This window comes from Nocardia lasii, assembly GCF_042658545.1.
GTDB classification, from domain to species: domain Bacteria; phylum Actinomycetota; class Actinomycetes; order Mycobacteriales; family Mycobacteriaceae; genus Nocardia; species Nocardia lasii.
In genome coordinates this window covers 57,091-81,581 of record NZ_JBHSQN010000002.1, presented here as the reverse complement: position 1 = coordinate 81,581, position 24,491 = coordinate 57,091, and the positions used below count along the sequence as shown (strand labels likewise).

Annotated in this window: 16 protein-coding genes; 8 read left to right on the top strand and 8 right to left on the bottom strand. The window is 70.1% G+C overall.

Features of this window, described 5'->3' with window-relative positions; all coding sequences use genetic code 11:
• Positions 1-12 precede the first annotated feature (12 nt).
• From ACFP3H_RS04165 to ACFP3H_RS04150, 4 genes are read right to left on the bottom strand one after another with little or no spacing between them, the layout of a single operon-like run.
• A complete protein-coding gene (locus tag ACFP3H_RS04165; RefSeq protein ID WP_378599865.1) occupies positions 13-696 on the bottom strand; it encodes a cysteine hydrolase family protein in 684 nt (227 codons plus the stop codon).
• Positions 693-2,078: an allophanate hydrolase gene (locus ACFP3H_RS04160; protein ID WP_378599862.1), complete on the bottom strand. Its 1,386-nt coding sequence runs from the start codon at positions 2,076-2,078 to the stop codon at positions 693-695. The genes ACFP3H_RS04165 and ACFP3H_RS04160 overlap by 4 nt, the downstream gene beginning before the upstream one ends.
• Positions 2,079-2,135: 57 nt before the next feature.
• On the bottom strand, positions 2,136-2,807 hold the full coding sequence (locus ACFP3H_RS04155; protein ID WP_378599860.1) for a GntR family transcriptional regulator: 672 nt from the start codon (positions 2,805-2,807) through the stop codon (positions 2,136-2,138).
• Between the two features lie 42 nt (positions 2,808-2,849).
• A complete protein-coding gene (locus ACFP3H_RS04150; protein WP_378599858.1) occupies positions 2,850-4,412 on the bottom strand; it encodes a DUF8017 domain-containing protein in 1,563 nt (520 codons plus the stop codon).
• Between the two features lie 367 nt (positions 4,413-4,779).
• Between ACFP3H_RS04150 and ACFP3H_RS04145 the strand changes: the two genes are divergently transcribed.
• The 5 genes from ACFP3H_RS04145 (at position 4,780) to ACFP3H_RS04125 (ending at position 15,400) form a co-directional block, all read left to right on the top strand.
• Positions 4,780-5,400: a hypothetical protein gene (locus tag ACFP3H_RS04145; RefSeq protein ID WP_378599857.1), complete on the top strand. Its 621-nt coding sequence runs from the start codon at positions 4,780-4,782 to the stop codon at positions 5,398-5,400.
• On the top strand, positions 5,400-7,271 hold the full coding sequence (locus ACFP3H_RS04140) for a flotillin family protein (protein WP_378599855.1): 1,872 nt from the start codon (positions 5,400-5,402) through the stop codon (positions 7,269-7,271). The genes ACFP3H_RS04145 and ACFP3H_RS04140 overlap by 1 nt, the downstream gene beginning before the upstream one ends.
• On the top strand, positions 7,268-12,238 hold the full coding sequence (locus ACFP3H_RS04135; protein ID WP_378599854.1) for a DNA repair ATPase: 4,971 nt from the start codon (positions 7,268-7,270) through the stop codon (positions 12,236-12,238). Before ACFP3H_RS04140 ends, ACFP3H_RS04135 begins: the two co-directional genes overlap by 4 nt.
• Before the next feature lie 50 nt (positions 12,239-12,288).
• Positions 12,289-14,403 carry an acyltransferase family protein gene (locus tag ACFP3H_RS04130; protein WP_378599851.1) on the top strand — a complete coding sequence of 705 codons (2,115 nt, stop codon included), beginning with the start codon at positions 12,289-12,291 and terminating at the stop codon, positions 14,401-14,403.
• Positions 14,404-14,488: 85 nt separating this feature from the next.
• Positions 14,489-15,400, top strand: coding sequence for an alpha/beta hydrolase (locus tag ACFP3H_RS04125; RefSeq protein WP_378599849.1), 912 nt, complete (start codon positions 14,489-14,491; stop codon positions 15,398-15,400).
• Positions 15,401-15,481: 81 nt separating this feature from the next.
• On the opposite strand, the gene ACFP3H_RS04120 is transcribed toward ACFP3H_RS04125, so the two are convergent.
• The gene (locus ACFP3H_RS04120) at positions 15,482-16,651 is read right to left on the bottom strand and encodes a glycosyltransferase (protein ID WP_378599846.1); all 1,170 of its coding nucleotides are present in this window, start codon (positions 16,649-16,651) and stop codon (positions 15,482-15,484) included.
• An 80-nt stretch (positions 16,652-16,731) separates the two neighbouring features.
• Between ACFP3H_RS04120 and ACFP3H_RS04115 the strand changes: the two genes are divergently transcribed.
• On the top strand, positions 16,732-17,319 hold the full coding sequence (locus ACFP3H_RS04115; RefSeq protein WP_378599844.1) for a TetR/AcrR family transcriptional regulator: 588 nt from the start codon (positions 16,732-16,734) through the stop codon (positions 17,317-17,319).
• Here ACFP3H_RS04115 and ACFP3H_RS04110 read toward each other — a convergent pair.
• Together ACFP3H_RS04110 and ACFP3H_RS04105 are read right to left on the bottom strand one after the other, a co-directional pair.
• The gene (locus tag ACFP3H_RS04110; protein WP_378599841.1) at positions 17,316-18,446 is read right to left on the bottom strand and encodes an AI-2E family transporter; all 1,131 of its coding nucleotides are present in this window, start codon (positions 18,444-18,446) and stop codon (positions 17,316-17,318) included. The genes ACFP3H_RS04115 and ACFP3H_RS04110 overlap by 4 nt on opposite strands.
• 51 nt (positions 18,447-18,497) lie before the next feature.
• A complete protein-coding gene (locus ACFP3H_RS04105) occupies positions 18,498-19,127 on the bottom strand; it encodes a class I SAM-dependent methyltransferase (RefSeq protein ID WP_378599839.1) in 630 nt (209 codons plus the stop codon).
• A gap of 84 nt (positions 19,128-19,211) precedes the next feature.
• Between ACFP3H_RS04105 and ACFP3H_RS04100 the strand changes: the two genes are divergently transcribed.
• Positions 19,212-20,270, top strand: a complete 1,059-nt coding sequence (locus ACFP3H_RS04100) for an alpha/beta fold hydrolase (RefSeq protein ID WP_378599836.1) — start codon at positions 19,212-19,214, stop codon at positions 20,268-20,270.
• A gap of 186 nt (positions 20,271-20,456) precedes the next feature.
• Here ACFP3H_RS04100 and ACFP3H_RS04095 read toward each other — a convergent pair whose 3' ends face one another.
• Complete coding sequence (locus tag ACFP3H_RS04095; RefSeq protein WP_378599833.1) at positions 20,457-23,258, bottom strand: AfsR/SARP family transcriptional regulator; 2,802 nt, start codon at positions 23,256-23,258, stop codon at positions 20,457-20,459.
• 165 nt (positions 23,259-23,423) lie between these two features.
• Between ACFP3H_RS04095 and ACFP3H_RS04090 the strand changes: the two genes are divergently transcribed.
• Entirely contained in the window at positions 23,424-24,488 is a 1,065-nt protein-coding gene (locus ACFP3H_RS04090) for a class I SAM-dependent methyltransferase (RefSeq protein WP_378599831.1), read from the top strand.
• Positions 24,489-24,491 lie beyond the last annotated feature (3 nt).

Genomic DNA, 24,491 nt, shown 5'->3' with positions numbered 1-24,491 from the left:
GAACCTTCTTCGCTAGGCCGTGACGGAGGCGGGGGTGGTCAGTGCGGTGATGACATCGGCGGAGTCGGCGACCCAACCGAAGATCGCCCCTTGCGCGGCGATCATGGCCAGGCCGACGCGCTGGAATTCGGGGAAGTAGGAGCCGACGCAATCGGCGACGACGAGGCATTCGTAGCCGCGATCGTTGGCCTCGCGGACGGTGGTGTGCACGCAGACCTCGGTGGTGACCCCGGCGACGAGCAGCGTGGTGATCGAATTCTGGTGCAGGACAGTGGCGAGTTCGGTGGCGTAGAAGGCGCCCTTGCCGGGTTTGTCGATGACGGTCTCGCCTTCGATCGGGGCGAGTTCGTCGATGATGTCGTGGCCGTATTCGCCGCGGATGAGGATGCGGCCGAAGCGGCCGGGGTCGCCGATGCGCTGAGAAGGGTTGCCGCGCCGCAGTTTCGCGGGCGGGCAGTCCGACAGGTCGGGCAGGTGCCCCTCCCTGGTGTGGATCACGGTCAGGCCCGTGGCGCGGGCGGAGGCGAGCAGGGCGGTGAGGGGTTCGATGGTGGTGCGCAGCAGGGAGACGTCGTTGCCGAGGCTCTCGCCGAAACCGCCGGGCAGCAGGAAGTCTCGCTGCATGTCGATGATGACGAGGGCGGTCGTCGCCGGGTCGAAGGTGAACGGGCCTGGGCTGGCGGGGATTTCGGTCATCGTCGCTCCTGGAGGGATACCGGGCCGAGGTGGTGGGTGTGGACGGTGGTGCGGGGTTCGTCGAGCAGTCGGGCCGCGGCGGCGAGGACGACGTCGTCGGCGAGGGCGGGGCCGAACACCATCAGCGACACCGGGCGACCGTCGCGGGTGGTGCCGGCGGGGACGGCGACCGCGGTGAGGTCGAGCAGGTTGCCGAAGTGGGTGTAGTGGCCGAGGACGGTGTTGGTGGCGATGGGATCGGCGAGCACCTCGGGCACGGTGAAGGTGGTGCCGATGGTGGGCACGACCATGACATCGAACGCAGCCCACAGGCGGGCGACCTCGGCGCGCAGTTCCTGGAGTCGCTGCTGGGCACGGAAGACATCGACGGCGGTGAATCGCTTTCCGCTGTCGAGGATTTCGCGGATGACGGGCAGGATCGAGTCGGGTCGTTCGGTCAGGAAGTCCTCGAATTCGACCAGGCGTTCGGCGACCCACGGGCCCTGGTAGAGCAGGGCGCCCGCCGCGAGGAAGGGTTCGAGGGTGGTGTCGAGGCAGGTGAAACCGTTGCCGGGCAGGCGGTCTCGGGCGGCGAGGTGGGCGGCGCGCATGGCGTCATCGCCGAAGAAGTCGAGTTCGTGCGGGGCGGGCAGGCCGATGCGGATGGGGCCGCCGGCGAAGCGCGGGCCGCGCTCGCGCGTCCACGGGTCGTCGTGGTCGATGCCGATGATCACGTCGGCGACCAGGTCGAGGTCCTCGACGGTGGTGGCCATCAGGGTCAGGCAGTCCAGCGACTTGCAGGCGGGGACGAGGCCGACGGTGCTGATCAGGCCGCGCGAGGGCTTCCAGCCGACGATGCCGTTGAGGGCGGCGGGCACGCGGCCCGAGCCCGCGGTGTCGGTGGCCACGCAGAACGGGACCTGGCCGAGCGCGACGGCCAGGGCGGAGCCGGAGCTCGAGCCGCCGGAGATGAGGTCGCCGCCGAAGACGCTGCGCGGCACGGGATAGGGGGTGCGGGTGCCGTTGAGGCCGGTGGCGAACTGGTCGAGATTGGTCTTGCCGACGAACAGCGCGCCCGCGTCGAGCAGGCGCTGCACGGCCGGTGCGGTGGTGGTGGCGACGTAGGCGTAGTCGGGACACGCCAGGGTGGTGGGGTAGCCGGCGACGTCGATACTGTCCTTCACCCCGAACGGGACGCCGTAGAGGGGTAGCGTGCGCGCACCGGGTCTGCGTTCGATCGCCGCCGCGGCCGCGAGGAGTTCCGCGCGGGGCACCGGGGTGATCCAGGTGCCGTCGTCGCCGCGCGCGGCCATCGCGTCGGCCACGCGCGCGGCGGTCCTGGTCGGCGAGCCGTTGCCACCCTGGTGCTGGGTGAGGATTTCCTGGACCGTAGATCCTGTCATGTTGTCGATTGTCGACAGAATGTGTGACGGCCGTAGGCGCCGTCTGTATCGGATGTGTTAGCAGATACCGTGTTTGAGGTTCAGATACGTCTGCTCGCCGTGGGTGCGCAGGGCCGCCTCGGCTTCGGCCGGGTCGTTGCTCTCGAGCGCGGTGAGCAGGTCCTGGTGGCGGCGCACGCCCTCACGGCGCGCACCGGCCTCGGTCTCCTCGCGCAGGTTGCGGGCCATGGCCAGTTGCAGTTTCACCAGCACCTGCTCGTAGACCAGGTCGAGTTGGCGATTGCCCGCCAGCGCGACGATTTCGGCGTGGAAGCGGCGGTGGGCGTCGTCGCGGGCGACCCAGTCCTTGCGCCGGTCGGCCTGGGTGAGTTCGGCCAGGGCCGCCCGAACACGGTGCAGGCGTAGGTCTTTCGCCGGGAGCGCGACGCCGAGCGCGTGCTGCTCGAGGGCGCGGCGCACCTCGAACAGTTGCACGATGTCGTGGGCCGACCACACCACCACCCGGTACCCGCGACGCGGCAGATGTTCGACCAGACCCTGCTCGGCCAGGCGCCGCAGGGCCTCGCGCACCGGCGCGCGGCTGATGCCCAGCCGCGCGCACAGCGCCTCCTCCCCGACCCGCTCCCCCGGCGCCAGCGCACCACTGAGCACCTCCGCGCGCACATGGTGGGCGGTCATCTCCACCAGACTCGCCGGGAGATCGGTCGAATGCGATGCGGCTGCCGTCATGAGTCGAGTCTACGAACACCGGCGGTGGTGGCGCCGAGGCCGCTAGACCAGCCGCAGGCTGGAGACCATTTTCTTCGCCTGATCGGCGGTGAGTTCACCGCTGGTGCCACGGTCGGCGAGGATGGTCAGCACCAGGACGGTGTTGGTCGCGTTGCGGAAGGCGAAGGTGTAGACGGAGTAGGCGTTGGTCGTGCAGCCCGGCGCCATCGGAGTCCACGGACCGGACGATTCCACGAACTGGCCCTCGACGCCGCTGTCGGTCTTCATCGAGGTCGCGGTGCTGAGCTTGCCGCCGGTGGGATCGGCGTAACCGCCTGCCGCCGTGACCTTCGCGACCGTGGTGGCGGCCTTCGCCAGATCGGTGTCGGTGGTCGAGGTGACCGCCGCCATCGCCCGATACACCGAACCCGGGCAGTAGTCGGCGCCCTCGGTCGACTGACCACGACCGTCGATGGTGCCCAGCGCGTTGGCGATCTCGAGGGTGTCGGTGGAGGCGTGGATGTTCCAGGCCTGCGGGACGTCGTAGGCGATGCGGTAGTTGGGGATGAGCACGCCCTGGGAACCCGGGGCGACCGGGGCGGTGCTGGTGCCCGAGAGGGGGCCCGCCTTCGTCGTGGTGGTGGAGGTGCTCGGGGCGGCGGTGGGGTCGTCGGAGGAGGACGTCGCGGCGAAACCGATCACGGCCGCTACGGCGATCACCAGCACCACGACGACCGCCACGATCGCGATGATCGCGCCCGAGCCGGACTTTCGGGGCGGAGGTGTCGAAAACGGTTGCGGGGCTTGGGGGTAGCCGGGTTGCTGGGGGTAGCCGGGCTGGCCGAACGGCTGTTGGGGGTAGGGCTGTTGGGCCGTTCCCTGGGTGTAGCGCTGGCCGTAGCCGGGTTGGGTGTACGGGCCGGTTCCCGGGGCGAACGCGCCGGGCTGGGCGTACGGATTCTGGCCGGTACCAAGTTGTTCCGTGGCCGGCTGCTGCCATTGCGGCTGGCCGGTGGGGGGTTGGTGCCACTGGGGCTGGTCGCCGGTTCCCGGTGGGGTGAAGGGCTGGCCGAGCAGTGTGGGGTCGGCGGGCTGCTGCCACTGCGGCTGCTGGCCGGTGCCCGGTTGCGGCAGTTCGCCGGATCCGGGTGGGGTGTACGGCTGGCCGAGCAATGTCGGGTCCGCGGGCTGCCCGGTGCCGGGCTGCTGCCACTGCGGTTGCGCACCGGTCCCCGGCGGGGTGTACGGCTGGCCGAGCAGGGTCGGGTCCGCGGGCTGCCCGGTGCCGGGCGGTTGCCACTGCGGTTGCGCGCCTGTCCCCGGCGGAGTGAACGGCTGGCCGAGCAGCGTCGGGTCGGCCGGTTGGCCGCTGCCGGGCTGGTGTCCCGGACCCGGGTGCGGTTGTTCGCCGGTGCCAGCGGGTGTGGCGGGCCGGGCGAGCAGGGTCGGGTCGGCGGGCTGGGGGCTGCCGGGCGGTTGCCACTGTGGCTGCTCGCCCGGCGGTGGCTGGGGGGTTTCGTTGGGGGCGCGCAGGGTGGTGTGGTCCGCGGCGGGTGGGGCGGTGGGGTCAGGGGTCGGCCCTGACAATCCGGGAGCCTCCCACCACCGATCAGCGTCGTTTGCCACGTCCTGTTCCTTCCTCGCCCTCTGACTCCGCGGCCGTCGAGCAGGACGCGGTGGGTCAGATCCACCGTCAGCGTAACGGCGCGGGACCGACCGCGAGTAGTCGACGCCGTCGGCGGCGAATCCACCCGATGCGCAGGACGTTCGGTAGCGCGGGACGCTCCGGCGGCACGAGCCGGAACGGCAGGGGCGCACAGGGTTCCGGCACCGGGCGAATCGGGCGGAAATGCGACGCGAGCTGGGCACTTGGGTTGCGATGGCAATGTCTTTACGATATCTTTACTTTGACGGTGCGCACGGGAAGTCGCGCCGGGTCGCCGACCGAGATCGGCACGGCGGCGGGGTCTCTCACTGTCCGGGGGGGTGTGTCATGGCTGAGTTCTTGCGGTTGACGGTCACGTTTCCGACGGCCCTGTTCAGCTTCGCGTTGCTCGTCGTCGTCGGGTTCTGGGCGCTCGTGCTCGTCGGCGGCGTCGAGGCCGACGCGTGGGAGAGCGTCGATATCGGTTCGGGGAGTAACGGTTTCGACGCGCTCGGGCTGGGCGGGGTGCCGGTGACGGTGGCCGTGTCCGGACTCGTCGGGCTCGGCTGGTTCGCGAGTCTGGTCGGCACCGTTGCCGTCGAGGCGGTCGGGGTGCGCGGAATCGCCTCGGTCGCCGCCGGTTTCGGGGTGCTCGTCGTCGCGGTCGTGGCCGCGGTGGCCGGGACTCGACTGGTGGTGATTCCGCTGCGACGGGTGTTTCGGGACAGTCCGGCGCCCTCGCACCACGACTTCGTCGGCCGGGTGTGCGTGGTGCGCACCGGCCACGTCGACGAGGAGTTCGGTCAGGCCGAACTCACCGCCGCCGACGGTTCGTCGGCGGTGATCCAGGTCCGGTGCGGGGCGATCCACACCGCGACCACACCCCTGCGATCAGGGGATTCCGCCATCGTCTATGACTACGACCAGGCCGCAGGCACGTTCTGGGTGGCCGCAACGGAGGGGAACTGATGTCCAGTATCGCCATCGGATTCGGCGTGTTGATCGCGCTGGTCCTGCTCGTCGGGCTCGCCGTGTTGTTCCTGGTGAGCCGACTGTTCAAGAAGGTCAGCCAGGGACGCGCGCTGATCATCTCCAAGATGCGCAAGGTCGATGTGACCTTCACCGGCGCCGTGGTGCTGCCGGTGCTGCACAAGGCCGAGATCATGGACATCTCGGTGAAGACCATCGAGATCGCCCGGGTGGGCCGCGACGGGCTGATCTGCCGCGACAATATCCGCGCCGACATCAGGATCACCTTCTTCGTGCGGGTCAACAAGACCGTCGAGGACGTGATCAAGGTGGCCCAGGCCATCGGCACCGAACGCGCCAGTGACCAGGCCACGTTGCAGGAACTGTTCAGCGCCAAGTTCTCCGAGGCGCTCAAGACCGTCGGCAAGCACCTGGACTTCGTCGACCTCTACACCCACCGCAACGAGTTCCGCGACCGGATCATGGCCGTGATCGGCACCGACCTCAACGGCTACAGCCTCGAGGACGCCGCGATCGACTACCTCGAGCAGACCCCGCTGCTGCAACTCGACGCGCAGAACATCCTCGACGCGCAGGGTATTCGCAAGATCACCGAACTCACCGCGATCGAACACGTGCGCACCAACGAGTTCCGTCGCCACGAGGAGAAGGAGATCACCCGCCAGAACGTGGAGGCCCGCGCGGCGGTGCTCGAGCTGGAGCGCCAACAGTCCGACGCGGAGAACCGGCAGCGCCGCGAGGTCGAGACGCTGCGGGCGCGCGAGGAGGCCGAGATCCTGCGGGTGCAGGCCGAGGAGCGACTCAAGGCGCAGACCGCGGCCATGCGCACCGAGGAGTCGCTGGGAATCCAGGCGCAGAACCGGGATCGGGAGATCGCGGTGGCGGAGAAGAACCGTGAGCGGGTGATCGCGATCGAGTCCGAGCGCATCGAGAAGGACCGCCAGCTCGAGGTGGTCGACCGGGATCGGGCGGTGTCGTTGGCCCAGATCGGCAACGAGCGCGAGCTCGAGACCGAGCGGCGCACCGTCGCCGAGGTGGTGCGGGAGCGGGTGGCGGTGGATCGGACCGTGGCCGAGCAGGAGGAGAAGATCCTGGGGTTGCGGGCCGTCGAGGCCGCCGAGCGCGAGCGTCAGGCCATCATCATCCGGGCCGAGGCCGACGCCCAGGAGCACCTGGTCAAAGACATCAAGGCCGCCGAGGCGGCCGAGGCGGCGGCGAAGTTCCGGGCCAAGGAGTCGTTGACGCTGGCCGAGGCCGAGGTCGAGGCCGCGGAATTGCAGGCCAGGGCCAAGATTCGGCTCGCCGAGGCCACCCAGGCCGAGGCCGCCGCGCAGGGTCTGGCCCAGGCGCAGGTGCGTGAGCGCGACGCCGACGCGATCGAGAAGGTCGGCCGCGCCGAGGCCGCGGTGCTGCGCGAACGCAACACCGCCGAGGCCGAGGGGCTGCGCGACAAGCTCAAGGGCGAGGCCGAGGGTCTGCACGAGAAGGCCGCGGCGATGGCGGTTCTCGACGACGCGACCCGCGAGCACGAGGAATTCCGACTGCGGCTGGAACTGCAGAAGGAGGTCGAACTCGCGACCGTGCAGGCGCACCGGGACGTGGCGCAGGCGCAGGCCGATGTGCTGGCGGTGGGTCTGGGCAATGCCAAGATCGACATAGTCGGCGGGGAGTCGATGTTCCTGGACAAGCTGGTCGGGTCGATCGGGCTCGGCAAGAGCATGGACAAGCTGCTGCACTCCGACACCGGCGCCGCCGCCACCGCGGTGGTCGGCACGCTGTTGGCGCGCAACGGGTCAGGGCCGGACAAGACCGACGAGGCCGCCGCGCTCGACCTGCTGCTGGACAAGTGAGCGCGCCGCGGCCGCGGCCCGAGACCGTAGGTGCCGCCCTCGACGGCGGCACCTACGAGGTGCTGCGGACCCGCCTGCACGAGCAGGCGAGCGAATTGGCCCGGCGCTGCGAGGAACTCAACGACCGCCGCATCGCCGAGTTCGGCGGCATCGAGTTGGCACTGGTGGGCACCGAGCACATCCGCACCGAGCACAACTGCGTGCCGCGCGACATCGTCGCGGTGGGCGACGGGCGAATGCTGTTCGGGTACAACGTGTTTCTCGGGCTCAAGCCGCAGACCGAGATCGGGGACGTCTTCGCCGCGCACCGGTTCCAGCGCGAGGACTCCGGTTTCGGTTTCAGCGCGGCCGAGCCGGCCGGTCTGCTCGACGACCCGCGCTTCCAGCGCGACTTCGCCGAGCTCTACCGGTATTACACCCAGACCCGGCTGCTGCAATTGCGCCGGATCGACGGGCTGATGCTGGCGGTGTTCCAGATCGGGCAGCGCACCGACGACATCACGGTGCTGCGTTGGAAACTCGACCCGGCCGGTGGGGTCGAGTATCTGGACCGTCGAGGCGAACGCGATCACGTGTTCCCGCCGCCGCACGAGTTCGCCTGGACCGAGACCACCCGTAACGACCAGGTATCGGGCAGGCATCCGCACCTGTCGATCCTGGGCAAGGTATTCGTCGAGACCCTGGGCGGCACGCTGACGGTGAAGGTGGAGAACAACACCGAGTCCGGCACCGGGATCTACGCCGAACCGGTGGACGAGCCGTTGCAGAGCCTGGCCGATGCCGACGTGTTCTACGCCGAGGTCGGCGCACTGATCCTGCTGCGCATCCGGCCCTATAACGAAACCGCTTGGCGGCACCTGGTTTTCAACACCAGGACGCGCACGGTGGTCCGGCTCGACGGGATCGGGTTGTCGTGTCGGTTGCTGCCAGAGGATCAGGGCATCGTCTTCCCGGGCGGCTACTACCTCGAAACCGGGGTCCACAAGACCTTCGACACCGCCATCGACGATCTCGAGTACGAGCGCACGGTGCGCGCCGCCAACGGTGAGGACGTGCTCTACGTCTTCCATGCGCGCGCCGAGGGTCGCACGTTGCTGTTGCCCTACAACATGATTCGCAAGCAGGTCGCCACCCCGATCACCTGCCACGGGTACTCGCTGTTCGACGACGGGACCATGGTGGTGTTCCGGGCGGTGTCGGAGGAACCGACCCGGGTGCACACCATGCAGGTGTGGCAGACCCCGTTCGTCGCCGACACGCACGCGGCGCGTAGGGCGGCGGGCACCGGGCCGCTGGCTCGGATCGGCAATGCCGAACTGGTGCGCGGGGTGTCGGACTGCTTGTCGGTGACCCGCATGGTGGCCGATATGGCGCCGACCACCGAGGTGTTCGAGGCCATCATCGCCGCGTGTGTGCGCACCGCCGATCACCACCACTGGCTCGCCGACCCCGATTTCGGCGCGCTCACCGAATCGCTGACCGCGCTGCGCACCACCGCCGAACAGGCCGTCGACGAGTTCGAGAAGGTCACCGCGCGCACCGAACAGGCCGAACAGGCCGTGGCGGCGGCGACCGAGGAGGTCGCCGCGCTGGTGCGCACCGCGGGCGGTCACACCAGCGCGCAGGGTTGGGTGGACGAGCTCACCGCCCTGCATCGCGCGGCGGGCCGGGTGGAGACCCTGCGCGAGCTGCGCTACGTCGACACCGATCGGCTCGACGACCTGGCCGCGACCGTGGCCGACGCGCTCGATATCACCGGGCGCGGGTGCGTCGAATTCCTCAGCGACCCCACGGCTTTCGACGAGTACCTGCGCGCTGTCGAGGAGACGGCCGAGCGCGCGCTGGCCATGGACACCGTCGCCGAGGCCGCGCCGATCCGGACCTGGCTGAGCGAGCAGACCGACGACCTGCACACCGTCATCGAGATCGTGACCGGGCTCGAGGTGGGCGACGCGAGCCTGCGCGCGGGCATCCTGGAACGCATCGCGACGGTGTCGGCCGCGGCCAACCGGGCGCGCGCCACGCTGGAAGCGCGCCGGGCCGAGCTGGCCGCCGCCGAGGGGCGCGCCGAATTCGCCGCCGAGTACGCCCTGCTCGGGCAGGCGGTGACCAGCGCGCTGGCCCTCGCGGACACCCCGGAGAGCTGCGACGACCAGGTGGCGAAGCTGCTGCTGACCGTCGAGAGCATGGAGACGCGGTTCGGCGCCTTCGACGACTTCGCGCAGCGGATCGCCGACAGCCGCGACGACGTCTACGAGGCCTTCGCGACCCGCAAACAGCACCTGCTCGACGAGCGGTCCCAGCGGGCGCGCCGCCTGCTCGACTCGGCCCGGCGGATGCTGGCCAGCATCGAACGCCGCGCGCACGCGCTGGGTTCGCGCGAGGAGGTCAACGCCTACTTCGCCGCCGATCCGATGGTGGTGCGGTTACGCGCGACGATCACCGAGCTGCGCGGCGCGGGCGAGGTGGTCACGGCCGAGGAGCTCGACGGCCGGATCATCGTGGTGCGCCAGGAGGCGGGCCGGGTGCTGCGCGACCGGCACGACCTGTATGCCGACGGCGGGGCGACGATCCGACTCGGCAGGCATCGGTTCGCGGTCACCACCGCCCGACCCGAACTCACGCTGGTCCCGCACGAGGGGACGCTGATGTTCGGGATCAGCGGCACCGACTATCGGGCGCCGGTGCCCGCGAGCGAGCACGGGGTGGATCAGGCCGCGCTGTGGGAGCAGCTGGTGGTCTCGGAGACGCCGCGGATGTATCGGGGCGAGCATCTGGCGAGTTCTGTTCTCGCCGAGGCGGAGTCGGCGGGCACGGTCGCGGACCTGCACGACGCGGTGGCCGCGGGCAAGCTCGACGGGCTGGTTCGCGAGGTCGCCCGGCAGCGCTACGACGAGGGTTACCAGCTCGGCGTGCACGATCACGACGCCACCGCGATCCTGACCGCGCTGCTCGGGATGCACGCCGAGGCGGGACTGCTGCGGTTCCGTCCGGTCGAGCGGGCCGTGGCGCAGCTGTGGTGGGAGTTCGGTGCCGCCGACTGGCGACCGCTCCCCGATCGTGACCGGTGGAGTGCGCGGATCACCTCGACGGATCGGGCGGCGACCCTGTTCGGCGATCCCACCGCACGCGACCGGGTGATCGGCGAACTCGACTGTGCCATCACCGCATTCGCGGGCAGGCTGGGCGTCGGCGAGGTCGACCCGTATCTGGCGGCGACCTACCTGTTCCACGAGATCGCCACCGGCCCTGACGGTTTCGTCACCGCCGCGTCGGCGCGCACCTTTCTCACCGCGTTCCGCGACCAGCTCGAGGCCGCGCACCCGTGCGGTTACGACGGCTTCCGGGGTGACGTGCACGCCCTGGGCACCGACCTGCCCCAGCGGTATCACCTGGTCACCACCTGGTTGGCCGCGTTCGCCGGTGGCACAACGGAATTCGACGGGCTGGCCGAAGCCGTCGCAATCGAACTGTGCGGGGAGCTGTCCCGGTACGAGTGCGCGGCGACCCTCGAGACCACCGTCGAAGGCCTGCTCGGCGAGCACCCCCGCATCAGCGACCGTGCGCTATCGGTCGCGGTGGCGGAGCTGACCGCGCGCGGCCACCACTTCCGCACCGAACAGATCCCCGCCTTCCGCGCGCACCTGCGCCGCCGCAACGAACTGCTCGCCGACCAGCGTGCGCGACTGCGCCTCGACGACTACCAGCCCGCCGTCATGAGCGGGTTCGTCCGCAACCGGCTGCTCGACGAGGTCTATCTGCCGTTGATCGGCGACAACCTGGCCCGCCAGCTCGGCGCCACCGGCGAACGCGGCGCGGTCCAGTCCGGGCTGCTGCTGCTCATCTCGCCGCCGGGCTACGGCAAGACGACGCTGATGGAGTACGTGGCGGCCCGGCTCGGGGTCGTCTTCGTCAAGATCGACGGGCCCGCCCTCGGTCATGCGGTGACCTCGCTCGACCCGGCGGCCGCACCGAACGCCACGGCCCGCCAGGAGGTCGAGAAGATCAACTTCGCGTTGGCGCTGGGCAACAATGTGCTGCTCTACCTCGACGACATCCAGCACACCTCCCCGGAGCTGTTGCAGAAGTTCATCTCGCTGTGTGACGCGCAGCGCCGCATCGAGGGCGTGTGGGAGGGGCAGCCGCGCACCTTCGACCTGCGCGGCAAGCGGTTCGCGGTGTGCATGGCCGGCAACCCCTACACCGAGCAGGGAAAACGGTTCCGCATCCCGGACATGCTCGCCAACCGCGCCGACGTGTGGAACCTCGGCGACGTGTTGGCCGGGCGCGAGGATCTGTTCGCCCTGAGCTATGTCGAGAACGCGCTGACCACCAATCCTGTTCTCGCCCCGCTGTCCTCGCGTGAACGCAGCGATCTGGAACTGCTGCTGCGGGTGGCCGGTGGTGACGAGACCGCGCGCACCGACCAGCTCACCCACCCCTATTCCGACGCCGAGCTGAGCGACATCGTCGCGGTGCTGCGCACACTGCTGCGGGTGCGCGCGGTGGTGCTGGCCGTCAACCGGGCCTACATCGCCTCGGCCGCGCGGACCGACTCGGCCCGCACCGAACCGCCGTTCCGCCTCCAGGGCTCCTACCGCGACATGAACGGGCTCACCGGGCGCATCGTGCCGGTGCTCGACGACACCGAACTCGAGGTGCTGCTCGACGACCACTACCGGGGCGAGGCGCAGACCCTGGCCGCCGACGCCGAGGCCAACCTGCTCAAGCTCGCCGAACTGCGCGGACGCCTGACCCCCGAGCAGGCGGCGCGCTGGGAGACGATCAAGACCGCGTATCTGCGCGACCGGGCACTGGGCGGCAGCGCCGAGGATCCGCTGATTCGCGCGATCGGTGGCCTCGGATTGCTCGCCGATCGGCTCGGTGCCGTCGAAATCGCCATCCGTGGCCTCGACGAGGGCGGTTCCGGAAACCACGCGGTCAAACGTGGAACGGGTCACAGTTAGCACACCTCATAAATGGACCGGGAGGTGGGGACCGTGATAGGAGAGGTGTCATGTCGTGGTCATCCCCTGTTCTCCGAGACAACGGTTCGCCGTCGTCTTGTCCTCGCCCCGCCACCGGAACACGGACCGGTGGCGGGGCGGGGTACCGGTCCGATCTGGACGGGTTGCGGGGGCTGGCCATCGCCTTGGTGGTGGTCTTCCACGTGTGGTTCGGTCGGGTCTCCGGCGGGGTCGACGTGTTCCTGGTGCTGTCGGGATTCTTCTTCACCGGGATGGTGCTGCGCCGGGCCGAGTCGGGCGAACCGAGGTGGGCGTTGGCGGTCGTGCGCCGCACCCTGCGTCGGCTCGTGCCCGCCATGGCCGTCGTGCTGGCCGCGGTCGTCGTCGCGGCCCTGGTGCTGCTGCCGTACACGCAGTGGTCCACGGTGGCCACGCAGGTGCTCGCGTCGCTGCTGTACTACCAGAACTGGCAGCTCGCGCTGACCTGGTCGGATTATCTGGCGGCCGATCCCTCGGTGAGCCCGCTGCAACACCTGTGGTCGATGTCGGTGCAGGGCCAGTACTACCTGGCCGCGCTGGTCACCATCGCGATCGTCGCCTGGGTGTGTGGTCGGTTCTCGCGCACGGACCGGATCCGCCCGGCGGTGGGCGGGCTGGTGCTCGCGCTGGCGATGGCCTCGTTCGTCTACGCCGCGCACGGCACCGCGACCAACCAGGGCTGGAACTACTACGACAGTTTCGCGCGCGCCTGGGAACTGCTCATCGGCGCCGGAATCGCGATTCTCGCACCGTATCTGATGCCGTGGCGGCGACTGCGCCTGGCGCTGTCGGTGTTCGGGCTGGCCGGTGTGGTGCTGTGCGGGTGGCTGATCCTCGACGCCGCCAACCGCTTCCCCGGCCCGGCGGCCCTGCTTCCGGTCTGCGCGGCGGTCGCGGTCATCGTCTCGGCGATGCAGCTGCGACCCGCTGACTGGCCGCTGCCGAACCGGCTGCTGGCCCACCCGACGATGCGCTGGCTCGGCGACATCGCCTACCCGCTGTACCTGTGGCACTGGCCCATCCTGATCTTCTTCCTCACCGAACGCGGCAACACCCACGCCGGACTGGTGGGCGGTACCGGGGTGATCGCGCTGTCGGTGCTGCTGGCCTGGGTGACCTACCGGTGGATCGAACAGCCGCTGCGCAACGGCGGCGGCGGCACCCGGTCTCCGCGTTCGCGTCACCTGGTGACCTCCGCGGTCGCGGTGCTGCTGGTCGCGACGGTCACCGTCACCGCCGGGTGGCAGATCGCGGTCGTTCGGGTCAACCCGCCGGTCGCGGCCGGTGAACTCGACCCGGTCCGGTACCCCGGCGCGGAGGCGCTGGCCTCGGGCGCGCCCACCCCGGCCGAGCCGATGCGGCCCACGGTCTTCGAGGCGCCCACCGAGGTGCCACCGCCCACCGCGGACGGGTGCATCGCCGACTGGGACACCCGCGAGGTCCTCACCTGCACCTACGGTGACCCCGACGCCGACCGCACGCTGGCGCTCGTGGGCAGTTCGCACGCCGAGCACTGGCTGCCCGCCCTGCAGATCCTGGCCGCCGAGCACCCGTTCCGCATCCAGGTGTATCTGAAGATGGGCTGCCCGCTCACCCTGGCCGATGACGCCATGTACAAGGGTGAGCCGATCCCGGACTGTCGCGACTGGTCGGCGGAGGTGATCGACCGGCTCGGCGTCGACCGACCCGACTGGGTGTTCACCACCGGCACCCGCCCGCGCGACGAGGGCGGCGACGAAACGCCCGCCGAGTATCTGGATGTGTGGGCGGCGCTGTCGAATCGCGGACTCAATGTGGTCACCATCCGCGACACCCCGTGGTTGCGGCGCGGCACGATCCGCTACAAGGCCGCCGACTGCCTGGCCGGTGGGGGCAATCGACTCAGCTGCGGAATGCGGCGCGAGGACGCGCTGGCCCCGGTCAACCCGGGCTTGGAGCCGGCCTCGGCGTTCCCCAGCGTGTTCCCGATCGACCTCACCGACGCGGTCTGTGAGCCCGCGGTGTGCGCGGTCGCCGAGGGCAATATCTTGATCTACCACGACGAACACCACCTCACCGCGAGCTATTCACGCTCGCTGGCCGGGCCGCTCGGGCGCGCGCTGCAACCCGTGCTCGGGTGGTGGTGAGGCGCGACTCTCAGTCGTGAACTCTCGGTCGGACGGCTCGGCGACGGTACGGTGCTGAGGGCAGATCCGATTCGAGAGAAAGGTCGTGGCCGTGGTCGGAAAGCGTCGCCTCGCCGGTACCGCGATCCTGGCGGTCCTCACCCTCGGACTCGGATACCAGGCCGCGGAGCTGTCGGTGCCGGAGGCGATGTTCACCGCGGAGACCATGACGATCCCGCCGACCCCGATGCGGATCACCTACGGCAACTCCCCCGACACCTTCGGCGACCTGTACCTGCCCGCGACCTCGAACACCCGCCTGCCCGTGGTGGTGCTCGTCCACGGCGGCGGCTGGATGCAGAACCGAACCCTGGCCCAGTTCGACGCGCACGCGCGCGCGTTGGCGGCCGAGGGGGTCGCGGTGTGGAACATCGAGTACCGGCGGGTCAACGGCGAGGGCGGGTGGCCGATCACGCTCACCGATGTGGGCAACGCCGTCGACGCACTCGCCGACATTGTCGCGCCCCGAGTCGGACACCTGCTCGACCTGAACCGGGTACACATCGCCGGGCATTCGGCGGGCGGGCAACTCGCCGCCTGGGTGACGGGCCACCGCTCCCCCGACACCCCGCGCCACCCGGCCGTGCACATCCGCAGCATGACGCTGATGGCGGCGGTACTCGACCTGGAATTGGCGGTGAATCGGGGACGCGACAGCTTCGTGCCCAAACTGCTCGGCGGCAGGCCCGCCGAGGTCCCCGACCGGTATCGCTACGCCTCCCCCATCCACCACCTCCCGCCCGGCGACACCCGGATCACCGCGCTGCACGGGGAGAACGATCGGGTGGTGTTGCCGATGCAGAGTCAGCGCTATGTCGAGGCGGTGACCCAGGCCGAGGGAACCGCCGATGTGCGGATCCTGCGGAATACCGGGCACGGGGAGTTCGCCGATTCCACCTCCGCGGCATGGGAATTGGCCAGTCGGAGCATCCTCGGGTACGTCGACAGCTTGCGCTGACGGGCTGGTTCGCGCCGAGGTCTTTCGAACGCCGGCACGGTCTACCGGGGGGTGAACTCGAGCGGGGCCGGCACTCGCTCTCTACGACGTCGGCGCGAGTTCGGTTCTCGCCGTGAGGGATTCGAGGACATCGGCCGCGCCGTTCGCCCCCGGATAGCCGGCGATCGCGGTCGCGAGGCGGGTGGCCGTGGCGTGCGCGGACTCGTCGGCGAGCAGGGTGCGCGCGGCGGCGGCGATCAGTTCGGTGCTCGCGTCCGGGGGCAGCATCGTGCCCGCGCCGAGTTCCTGCACGCGCTGGGCGTTGAAGAACTGGTCGCGGCCCATCGGCACGCACACCATCGGGACGCCGTGGCCGAGGGCGGCCAGGGTGGTGCCGAGGCCGGCGTGGGTGATGACCAGCGCCGCCGACGGCAGAATGCCCGCGTGCGGGGCATAGTGCACGACCTGCGTGTTGGCACCTGCTGCAATTGTGTCTGGATCGATCGAGGGGCCGGTGGTGACGATGGCGCGCACGGGCAGTTCCGCGACCGCGTCGACGCAGCGGGTGAGCAGGTCGGCTTGACCCTGTTCGCTGGTGCTGAGGCTGATCAGGACCAGAGGTAGGTCGCCGGCGAGTTCGACCGCGTCGACCGTCGTCGACAGCGGGGGTGCGTCCAGGACCGGGCCGATGCGCACGACGTTCGCGGCGTCGGGGATCTCCGGTTCGAATTCGCTCGGCACCGCGACGATCGCGCTCGCGCACGCGTCGTGGATATCGCTGAGCCGCTCGATCGCGGGGAGGCCGAGGGTGGCGCGACCGGCGTTCACGAGGGCGATCCCGGGCGCGAACATCTCGACCAGCGGGCCGCCGCGCAGGATCGTGTAGGCGGTGTGGAACAGCGATGTGGTGGGAATGCCCGAGGCCAGGGCGACGTCGAGGGCGGTGAACAGCAGGCAGTCGACCACGATCGCGTCCGGGGTCTCGCGGCGCAGACAGGCGGCGAGATCGTCGGCGATGAGCGGGCTGAAGCACAGGCTTTCGATCATCAGCCGGATCTCGGCCTCGAAATCGGCGGGGTCGGCCATCTCGTCCCAGCCGTCGTCCTGCGACAGGGCGACGAAGCGCGCGCCGACCGCCTCGACCCGCTCGGCGATGCTCGCGTGCCCGAGCACGCTGACCCGGTGACCGCGAGCGGTCAGCGCCCGGACGGCACCGAGCGTGGGGACCAGATTTCCCGCGCCGTCCCATGTCACGAATAGATAGTTGGCCATCTCGCGCCTCCTCGGCAACGCTTCCACTTTACAGCACGTAAAGTGCTTGACAGCTTGTAAACTACGATACGGTTGACAGCATGTCAAGCACTGGACGGCAGGAGACCCGCGGCCGGATTCTCGACGCGGCGCGCGCGATGTTCGAGGAGTTCGGCTATCACGGCGCGGGTCTGGAGGCAGTGGCCAAACGCGCCGGAATCTCGCGGCAGGCCATCTACCTGCACTTCCCGTCCAAGGTAGAGCTGCTCTCGGCCCTGCACCTGCACGTCTACGAGACCGACGTGGCGCCGGTGATGCTGCGACATCCCTTCGCCGAACTGCCCGCGCTCGACGCCCTCGACGCGTGCGTGAGCGCCGATGTGGAGATCGCCGACCGGGTCTGGCGCATCCACGAAGCCCTCACCACGGCCCGGCGTCAGCATCCCGAGGTCGAGGAGACGCTGCGGCCGCGCGAGCAGGAACGCTACGAGGAACTGCTGGAACTGGGTCGGCGCCTCGACAAGGCCGGTGTCCTGCCCGCCACGCTCGACGCGTCCGGCTTCGCGGATTCGATGTGGGCGCTGGTGAACGTGGGCACCTATCGCAGCCTCGTCGTCGAACGGGGGTGGTCGCTGGCGCGATACGAGCAGTGGGTGCGGGCGATGATCCGGCGCGAAATCGGGGTCTAGTCGCGCTTGCGGGCCGCTGTTCGGTCGATGCGGGGGTCCTCGGTGACCGTGTAGCGGGTGATGTACTCGCTGAGGAACGCCTGGACGGTGGCGGTCGCGGGGATCGCCAGCAGGGCGCCGACCGCGCCGAGTAGCGCGCCGCCCGCCAGGACCGCGAGCAGGGCGACGGCGGCGTTGACGTCGACGGTGCGGGCGGTGATGCGCGGTTGCAGGATGTAGTCCTGGAAGAACTGGTAGAGCACCGCGAAGATCGCGATCCAGACGACGTCGATCGGGTCGACGGTGAGGGCGACCAGGATCGGCAGGACCGCGGCGAGGTAGGTGCCGATGGTGGGGATGAACGAGGCGACCACCCCGAACCAGATGCCCAGCGCGATGGCGTTGGGCAGGCCGAGCAGGGCGAGGAACGCGCCGTGCACCACCGCGGAGATGATGGCGAGCAGCACCCGCGAGTACAGGTAGCCGCCGGTCTTGTCGATGGCCAGATCCCACGCGTGCAGCACGGTGGACTGCTGCTGTGGCGGCAGGACCGAGCAGACCGTGCGACGCAACTTCGGTCCGCCCGCGGTCAGATACACGCTGAACAGCGCGATCGTGAGGACCTGCACCACCCCGCCGAGCACCGTCGTCGACACACCCCACGCGTTGTTGGCCGCGTCCTGCGCGTAGTTGCTCACCACGGTGGATTCGTGCAGTAATCGGTCACTGAGATCGTGCAGGGTGAAGTGCTGGTTGAACGTGTGATTGATCCAGCCGACCCCCGAATCGAGCAGTCGCGGCGCCTCGCGCACCAGGTTCGACACCGTGTGCACGAGCAGGGTCACCAGCGCCGCGAGGAAACCGATCACGCAGACGAAGGTCGCCACGAACACCACCCCCGTGGCCAACCCCCGGTTCATTCCGCGCCGAGCCAGCACACCGACCGCCGGTTCCATCGCCAGCGAGACGAAGAACGCCACCAGCAGAATGATCAGGATTCCGGTGAGCCGGTGAAAAGCCCAGTCCCCCAACAGGAAAAGCCCGAAGAATACCAGCGCGAGCACCATCGCGCGCGGCAACCACTCGGGCATCCGCTTGCGGGCGGGCGGTGGCGGCGAACTCGACGGCGACGCGGTCTCGGTGTCCACGGGTCCCAGTGTGGACCGTGTTCGGCGCCGGATGCCGCAGCGACGTGGCCTTTATCCGCGACGGGCGACGCCGGTGACCAGCGGCGCGATCACCGGGACCGCGCGCGGCATCCGGGTGTGGTGCAGTTCGACGATCTCGAAATCGGAAGCGACGAGCAGGGAGTGGAAGTCGCGGTTGGCGTGGCAGCCGTCGGCGATGCGGCGTTGCAGCGGGGTGATCAGGTCCTGGCAGCGGCCCAGGGTGCCGGTGGCGCGGACGTGTTCGTGGAACAGGAACACCCCGCCGGGGCGCAGGACGCGGTGGAGTTCGGCCAGGGCCCTGGTGGGGTGGGGCAGGGAGCAGAAGACCAGGGAGGCGGTGACGGTGTCGAAGGAGTTGTCGGGGAAATCGAGGGCGTGGGCGTCGCCATCGAGGATGCGCACGGGGGCGGCGGGGCGGTCGACGCGGGCGGCGAGTCGGGTGCGCAGGGCCGGGTTGGGTTCGACCAGGACCAGTTCGTCGAGGTCCTCCGGGTAGTGCGGCATCGAGAAGCCGTTGCCCGCACCGACTTCCAGGGTGCGGCCGTGGGCGCGGCGCAGCAGGTCGCGACGGAGGTGGTCTTGGCCGGCGCGTTCGGAGATGTTCATGAGCCGGGGGTACCAGCGGGCGAAGGAGGCGGCGCTGGGCGAGGTGATGGTCATGATTCGAGTCTGTGCGCGGGCGCGGTCGCTGTCATGGCCCGATCCGGCCATCTGTGTCTGGCCGAAACGGGTGACAATGGGGGCGTGCTGCGCATCGAAGACCAGGTCGTCCGTCATATTGACACGTCGAGCGGTCCCGTGGCGACCGTCTCGGTCGGGCGGGGCCCGGCGCTGGTGGTCGGGGGCTGGTGGTGCAGCCATCTCGCCCTGGATTGGGCCGATCCGCTGCTGCGCGGTTTCGTGTCCACGCTCGCCGAGCATTTCACCGTCATCCGCTACGACCAACCCGGGCGGGGTGTCTCGGGGACGAGCGGGCACTTCCCCACCGAGCTCGACCAGGAAGTCGACGTGCTGCTCGCGGTGGTCGACGCGCTCGGCATCGACCGGTTCGCCGGGTTCGGCGCGTCCTCGGGGGCGGCGGTCGCGGTCGGCGTCGCCGTGCGCGAACCCCAGCGGGTGCGACGGCTGGTGCTCTACGGGTCCTTCGCCCGCGGTGCGGATGTGGCGCCGCCCAGCGCCCGCCAGGCCATGATCGACGCGGTCGCCGCGCACTGGGGACTGGGTTCCCGCCTGCTCGCCGACATCTTCATCCCCGGTGCGAGCAGCGCCGAACGCGACGAATTCGCCCAGTTCCAGCGCAGATCGGCCACCGCCGACCAGGCCGCGCGAGCACTCGCGGCGACCTACTCGATCGACGCGACCCCCCTGCTCGCGACCCTGAACACCCCGACCACCGTGCTGCACCGCCGCGGCGACCGCGCGGTCCCCTTCGCCCTCGGCGTCGACGTCGCCCGCCGAATCCCCCACGCCGACTTCATCGAACTCCCCGGCGACGACCACTTCCCCTGGCGCGGCGGCACCGACGTAGCCCACGCCACCCTGCGCGCCCTCGGCCAGTTCGTCGCCCCCACCCCACCGATCCCCGGCCTCGAGGCGATCACCGCCCGAGAACGAGAGATCCTCGCCCTGGTCGCCGAAGGGCTGACCGATCAGGAGATCGCGGTGCGGCTCGTGGTGAGTCCGCATACCGTGCACCGCCACATCGCGAACGCGCGCGCGAAGTTGGGGGTACGCACGCGGGCGGCCGCGGCGGTGACGGTGCGCGCTACCGCACCCGCTCGTGGGCAGGAAGGACCGAGTTGACCGACAGCGCGGGACACCGTGATCGGCCACTGTCCCGAGAAGAGCGCCGGGAACTCCTGGGCAGCGACGACCCGGCCGTGGTCCGACAGCTACTCCGCAGTGACCGTCCAGCGTCGAGCGAAGGGGAAACTCGCGCTCATCCTGAACCGATAAAAGCGGGGAATCACCTCGGGGTGTTGTCGGGCTTCATTTTTCGGGGGTCAGGTCCGATGCGATTCGGGTGAGGGTGGTCAGGGCCAGGTGGGCTGCGGTGTCGGGGGTGTGGTGGGCGCCCCGGGTGTGAGCTTGGGATCGTTGCTGGGCGGTGAGCAGGGATTCGGTGGTGGTGAGGATGGCGGTGAGGCGGGTGGCTTCGGCGCCTGCGGCGAGGTGGGTGTGGGCGGTGGCGGACAGTTCCACCGCGAGGGCGGGCAGGGCGAGGTGGTGGAACAGGGGAATGAGGTTGCGTAGGCAGGTTCGCAGGAGTTGGTCGTTGCCTGAACCCGCCCAGAATTTCAGGGCGTCGACGGCCTCGGTGATCGTGGTGAGGTCGGGGGTGGCGGAGCGGGCGTGCAGCGATGCCGCCGCGGTGCGGCTCACGCCCGCGACGATCCTGTTCCCCACGGTCGATGCCAGGGCGGCGGCGGATTCGAGTGCGGCGGTGGCTTTTTCGTCGTCGATCTGCGCGTAGGCCTCGCCTTCGGTGTACGCGAGCCAGGCGTAGCAGGTGGGGTTGTTCGCGCGGGCGGCCTCGTCGTGGGCTCGGGCCAGCAGCGCGGTCGGGTCCTGACCCGCGTAGATGACGGCCAGGGCGAGGGAGACGGTGGACATGGCGGTGGCGGTCAGGTCGTCGCGAGCTCGCGCCTGGGCGTGGGCGCGGGTGGCCATGGCGGCGGCCGCGCCGAAGTCGCCCGCGGTGAGCAGTTCGTCGGAAAGGATGTCGAGGGCCACCCATTCGGCGCGGGTTCCCGGTTCGGCCTGTTCGACCGCGGCGCGGCCGTAGCGGTGGGCTCGGTCATGGTCACCGACGAGCCAGGAGTAGGTCGCGGCCGCGCTCGACAGGGCGGAATCGGCGGGGTGGGCCGAGTGGAGTTCGCAGGCCCAGCGCAGGATGTCGGGACGAAGGCGCAGGTAGGCCCAGTGGCGCACAGCGACGACGATGTCGATCAGGACCGGGTCGGCGACGGGCAGTGCCCAGGTAGCGACAGCCGCCGCTTCGCGTGCGAGAGCGTCTTGAATTGTGGCCCAGCGTTTTTCGTCGGGACCGTGCATTCCGGCGTCGGCGAGCGCGGTCTGTTCGGCTACCCAGCGCGCGTGGGCTCGTCGGATCCGGTCGAGTTCGTCGGCGTCGGTGTGGCCGCGAGCGAAGTCACGGACGGTGTCGAGCAGGCGGTAGAGGCCGGTGCCGGTCCAGGTGAGCAGGGAGTTCTCGACGAGTCGGGAGACGAGGTCGGCGGCGCGGGCACCGAGGAGGGCCTCGGCGGCGGGCAGGTCGAAGCGGCCGGTGAACACGGCGATCCAGCGCAGAGCGCGGGCCTCGTCGGGGTCGAGCAAGTCGTAGGACCAGGTGATGGTGGCGGTGAGGGTGTGTTGTCGGCGGGCGCCGAAGGGGGCGGCGCTGCGCAGCAGGTCGAGGCGGGGACCCGGACGTCGGTCGAGGTCGGCCAGGGTCATCGTGCCCATGCGACCCGCGGCGAGTTCGATCGCGAGGGGTAGGCCGTCGAGGCGGCGGACCAGTCGCGCGATCGCGTCGGGGTCGGCACGGAAGTCCGGACACACGGCCTCGGCCCGCGCGCGAAACAGCGCGACAGCGGGTGATTCGTCGTCGTCGACCGAGGGCAGCCGCAGTGGCGGCAGCGCGAACACCTGCTCCTCGGGCAATCCCATCCGACGGCGGGAGGTCGCGAGCACGCGCAGGTCGGCCGAAACGGCGAGGGCCAGACGGGCGATCCGGGCGGCAGCGACCGGGACGTGCTCACAGTTGTCGAGGACCAGCACACCCTCGAGATGCGAGAAACGGTGCCGCAGGGCGGGTTCCAGATCACCACCGGGGACGGTCTGGGCACCTACGGCGTCGATGACGTTGTGCCACACGGCTTCTGGTGTCGCGACCTCGGCGAGGTCGGCCCACCAGTGCGCGCGTCGCGTCGCGGTCGCGGCGGCCGCGCTGGTCTTACCGACACCGCCGGGGCCGACGACGGTGACCCAGCGATGCTGGTCGATTACCGACAGGTGGGTGTCGCGGCCGAAGAGTTCACCCACCGTGGGTGCGCGGACGGTGGGATTTCGGGTGTGTTCGCGACGCAGGATCCGGGTGTGCAGGTCGCGCAGGTGTGGTGCGGGATCCAAACCCTGTTCGTCGGCGAGACGTTCGCGGTAGGTGGCGTAGCAGGCGAGGGCCTCCTCGGTCGCGCCGACACGCTCGAGGGCGAGCAGGAGCAGTTCGACGCGGCGTTCCCGCAGGGGCTGTTCGGCGACCAGGGTTCGCAGCAGGTCGGTGGTGGCGCGGACCTGCCCGGTGCCGAGCAGTGTTTCGGCGTAATCCTCGCGCAGGGTGGTGTGGAGCGCGGTCAGCCGTTGGGTGTCGGCGAAGGCGAGGTCGGCGGCGAATTCGCCCCACGGGCCGCCCTGCCACAGGGCCAGTGCCGTCTCGAGGCGGGTTCGTCGGGTGTCTGCCGATTCGTGGGCGTGGTCGGTGGCCAGCGCGGTGAAGGTGTCCGCGTCGAGAGAGCCGGCGTCGAGCCGGTAACCGGCACCGCTGCGCTGGACCGCCGATCCGTAGGCGCCCAGCGAGCGACGCAGGCGAGCGACGGTGGTGTGCAGAGCCGCGCGAGGGTCGCCCGGTTCCGAGTCCGGCCACACGTCCTCGTACAGCTGCCCGGTCGGCACCACCCGCCCGCGCGCGAGCAGCAGGCTGACCAGCAACCGTCCCGGGCGACCGGCGGGAAAGGGCAGATCGCGGCCGTCGATCCGCAACGCCGGACCGCCGAGAACCCGCACCTCGAGCACCTGACACTCCTCTGCCGCCGCGATGCACTCCCGCGATGACCCTAGCGCCGCCGACACCTACGGCACCACCGGTGTCAGCGCACCGACAGTCCGCTGACAGTGCCGCGCGCCACGCTGGTGCCACGGCCCGGGACGTCCGGGTCCGACGCAGACAGGAAGTCGATCATGAAATCCAGCGAACTCGGCGAGCACCTGTTCGGGGCCGTCCTCGGCACCCTCGACGTGCTCACCGTCCACATCGGCGCCCGTTTCGGTCTCTACGACCTACTGGCTCGCTCCCCGCTCACCGTCGGCGAGACCGCCGAGGCGTCCGGGATGGCGCCGCGCTACTGCCGCGAGTGGCTCGAACAGCAGACGGTCGCGGGATTCCTCGAGGTCGACGACGCCGCCGCGGCCGCCGAGCAGCGCCGCTACTTCCTGCCGGCCGAGCACGCGACGGTGCTGTGCGATCGGGAGAGTCTGGAGTACTTCGCGCCGTTCGCCGATGTGCTCGCCGCGGCCGCGGTGAAACTGCCCGCGCTGCTCGAGGCTTACCGCACCGGCGGTGGTGTCGCCTGGCACGAGTACGGCGAGACGATGCGCCTCGGACAGGCCGAAGCCAATCGACCGCTGTTCCTGCAGGTGCTCGGCAATGAATGGCTGCCACAGCTTTCCGACGTCCACACCGCGCTGGCAAAGGGCGGGCGGGTCGCCGACATCGGGTGCGGCGACGGCTGGTCGTCCATCGGAATGGGCACCGCCTACCCCGATGCCACGATCGTCGGCTTCGACCTGGACCCGGCGTCGATCGCCGCGGCCACCGACAACGCTGGTTCCTACGGCCTCGCCGATCGGGTGCGATTCGAACACGCCGATGTCGCCGCCCTGACCGAGCATGTGGGCGCCTACGACCTGGTGACCGCGTTCGAATGCGTGCACGACATGTCCGACCCGGTCGGTGTGCTGAGCGCGGCCCGCAGGCTGGTCGCACCCGGCGGCACGGTCCTGGTGATGGACGAGCGCGTGCCCGAGGAGTTCACCGGACCCGGTGATCCGATCGAGCAGTTCATGTACGGGTTCTCGCTGCTGGTGTGTCTGCCCGACGGGATGTCGCACCCCGACTCGGCGGGCACCGGCACGGTCATGCGGCCGTCGGTGTTGCGCGGATACGCGCGGGCGGCGGGTTTCGGCGATATCGAGGTGCTCGACATCGACCACGACATGTTCCGGCTGTATCGCCTCGTCGAGTAGGCC

Excerpts from the sequence above, each read along its gene's own strand:
- ACFP3H_RS04130 (WP_378599851.1), top strand. The coding sequence starts at position 12,289 with ATGTCGTGGTCATCCCCTGTTCTCCGAGACAACGGTTCGCCGTCGTCT.
- ACFP3H_RS04145 (WP_378599857.1), top strand. The coding sequence starts at position 4,780 with ATGGCTGAGTTCTTGCGGTTGACGGTCACGTTTCCGACGGCCCTGTTC.
- ACFP3H_RS04160 (WP_378599862.1), bottom strand. The coding sequence starts at position 2,078 with ATGACAGGATCTACGGTCCAGGAAATCCTCACCCAGCACCAGGGTGGC.
- ACFP3H_RS04105 (WP_378599839.1), bottom strand. The coding sequence starts at position 19,127 with ATGACCATCACCTCGCCCAGCGCCGCCTCCTTCGCCCGCTGGTACCCC.
- ACFP3H_RS04140 (WP_378599855.1), top strand. The coding sequence starts at position 5,400 with ATGTCCAGTATCGCCATCGGATTCGGCGTGTTGATCGCGCTGGTCCTG.
- ACFP3H_RS04120 (WP_378599846.1), bottom strand. The coding sequence starts at position 16,651 with ATGGCCAACTATCTATTCGTGACATGGGACGGCGCGGGAAATCTGGTC.
- ACFP3H_RS04115 (WP_378599844.1), top strand. The coding sequence starts at position 16,732 with ATGTCAAGCACTGGACGGCAGGAGACCCGCGGCCGGATTCTCGACGCG.
- ACFP3H_RS04165 (WP_378599865.1), bottom strand. The coding sequence starts at position 696 with ATGACCGAAATCCCCGCCAGCCCAGGCCCGTTCACCTTCGACCCGGCG.
- ACFP3H_RS04155 (WP_378599860.1), bottom strand. The coding sequence starts at position 2,807 with ATGACGGCAGCCGCATCGCATTCGACCGATCTCCCGGCGAGTCTGGTG.
- ACFP3H_RS04090 (WP_378599831.1), top strand. The coding sequence starts at position 23,424 with ATGAAATCCAGCGAACTCGGCGAGCACCTGTTCGGGGCCGTCCTCGGC.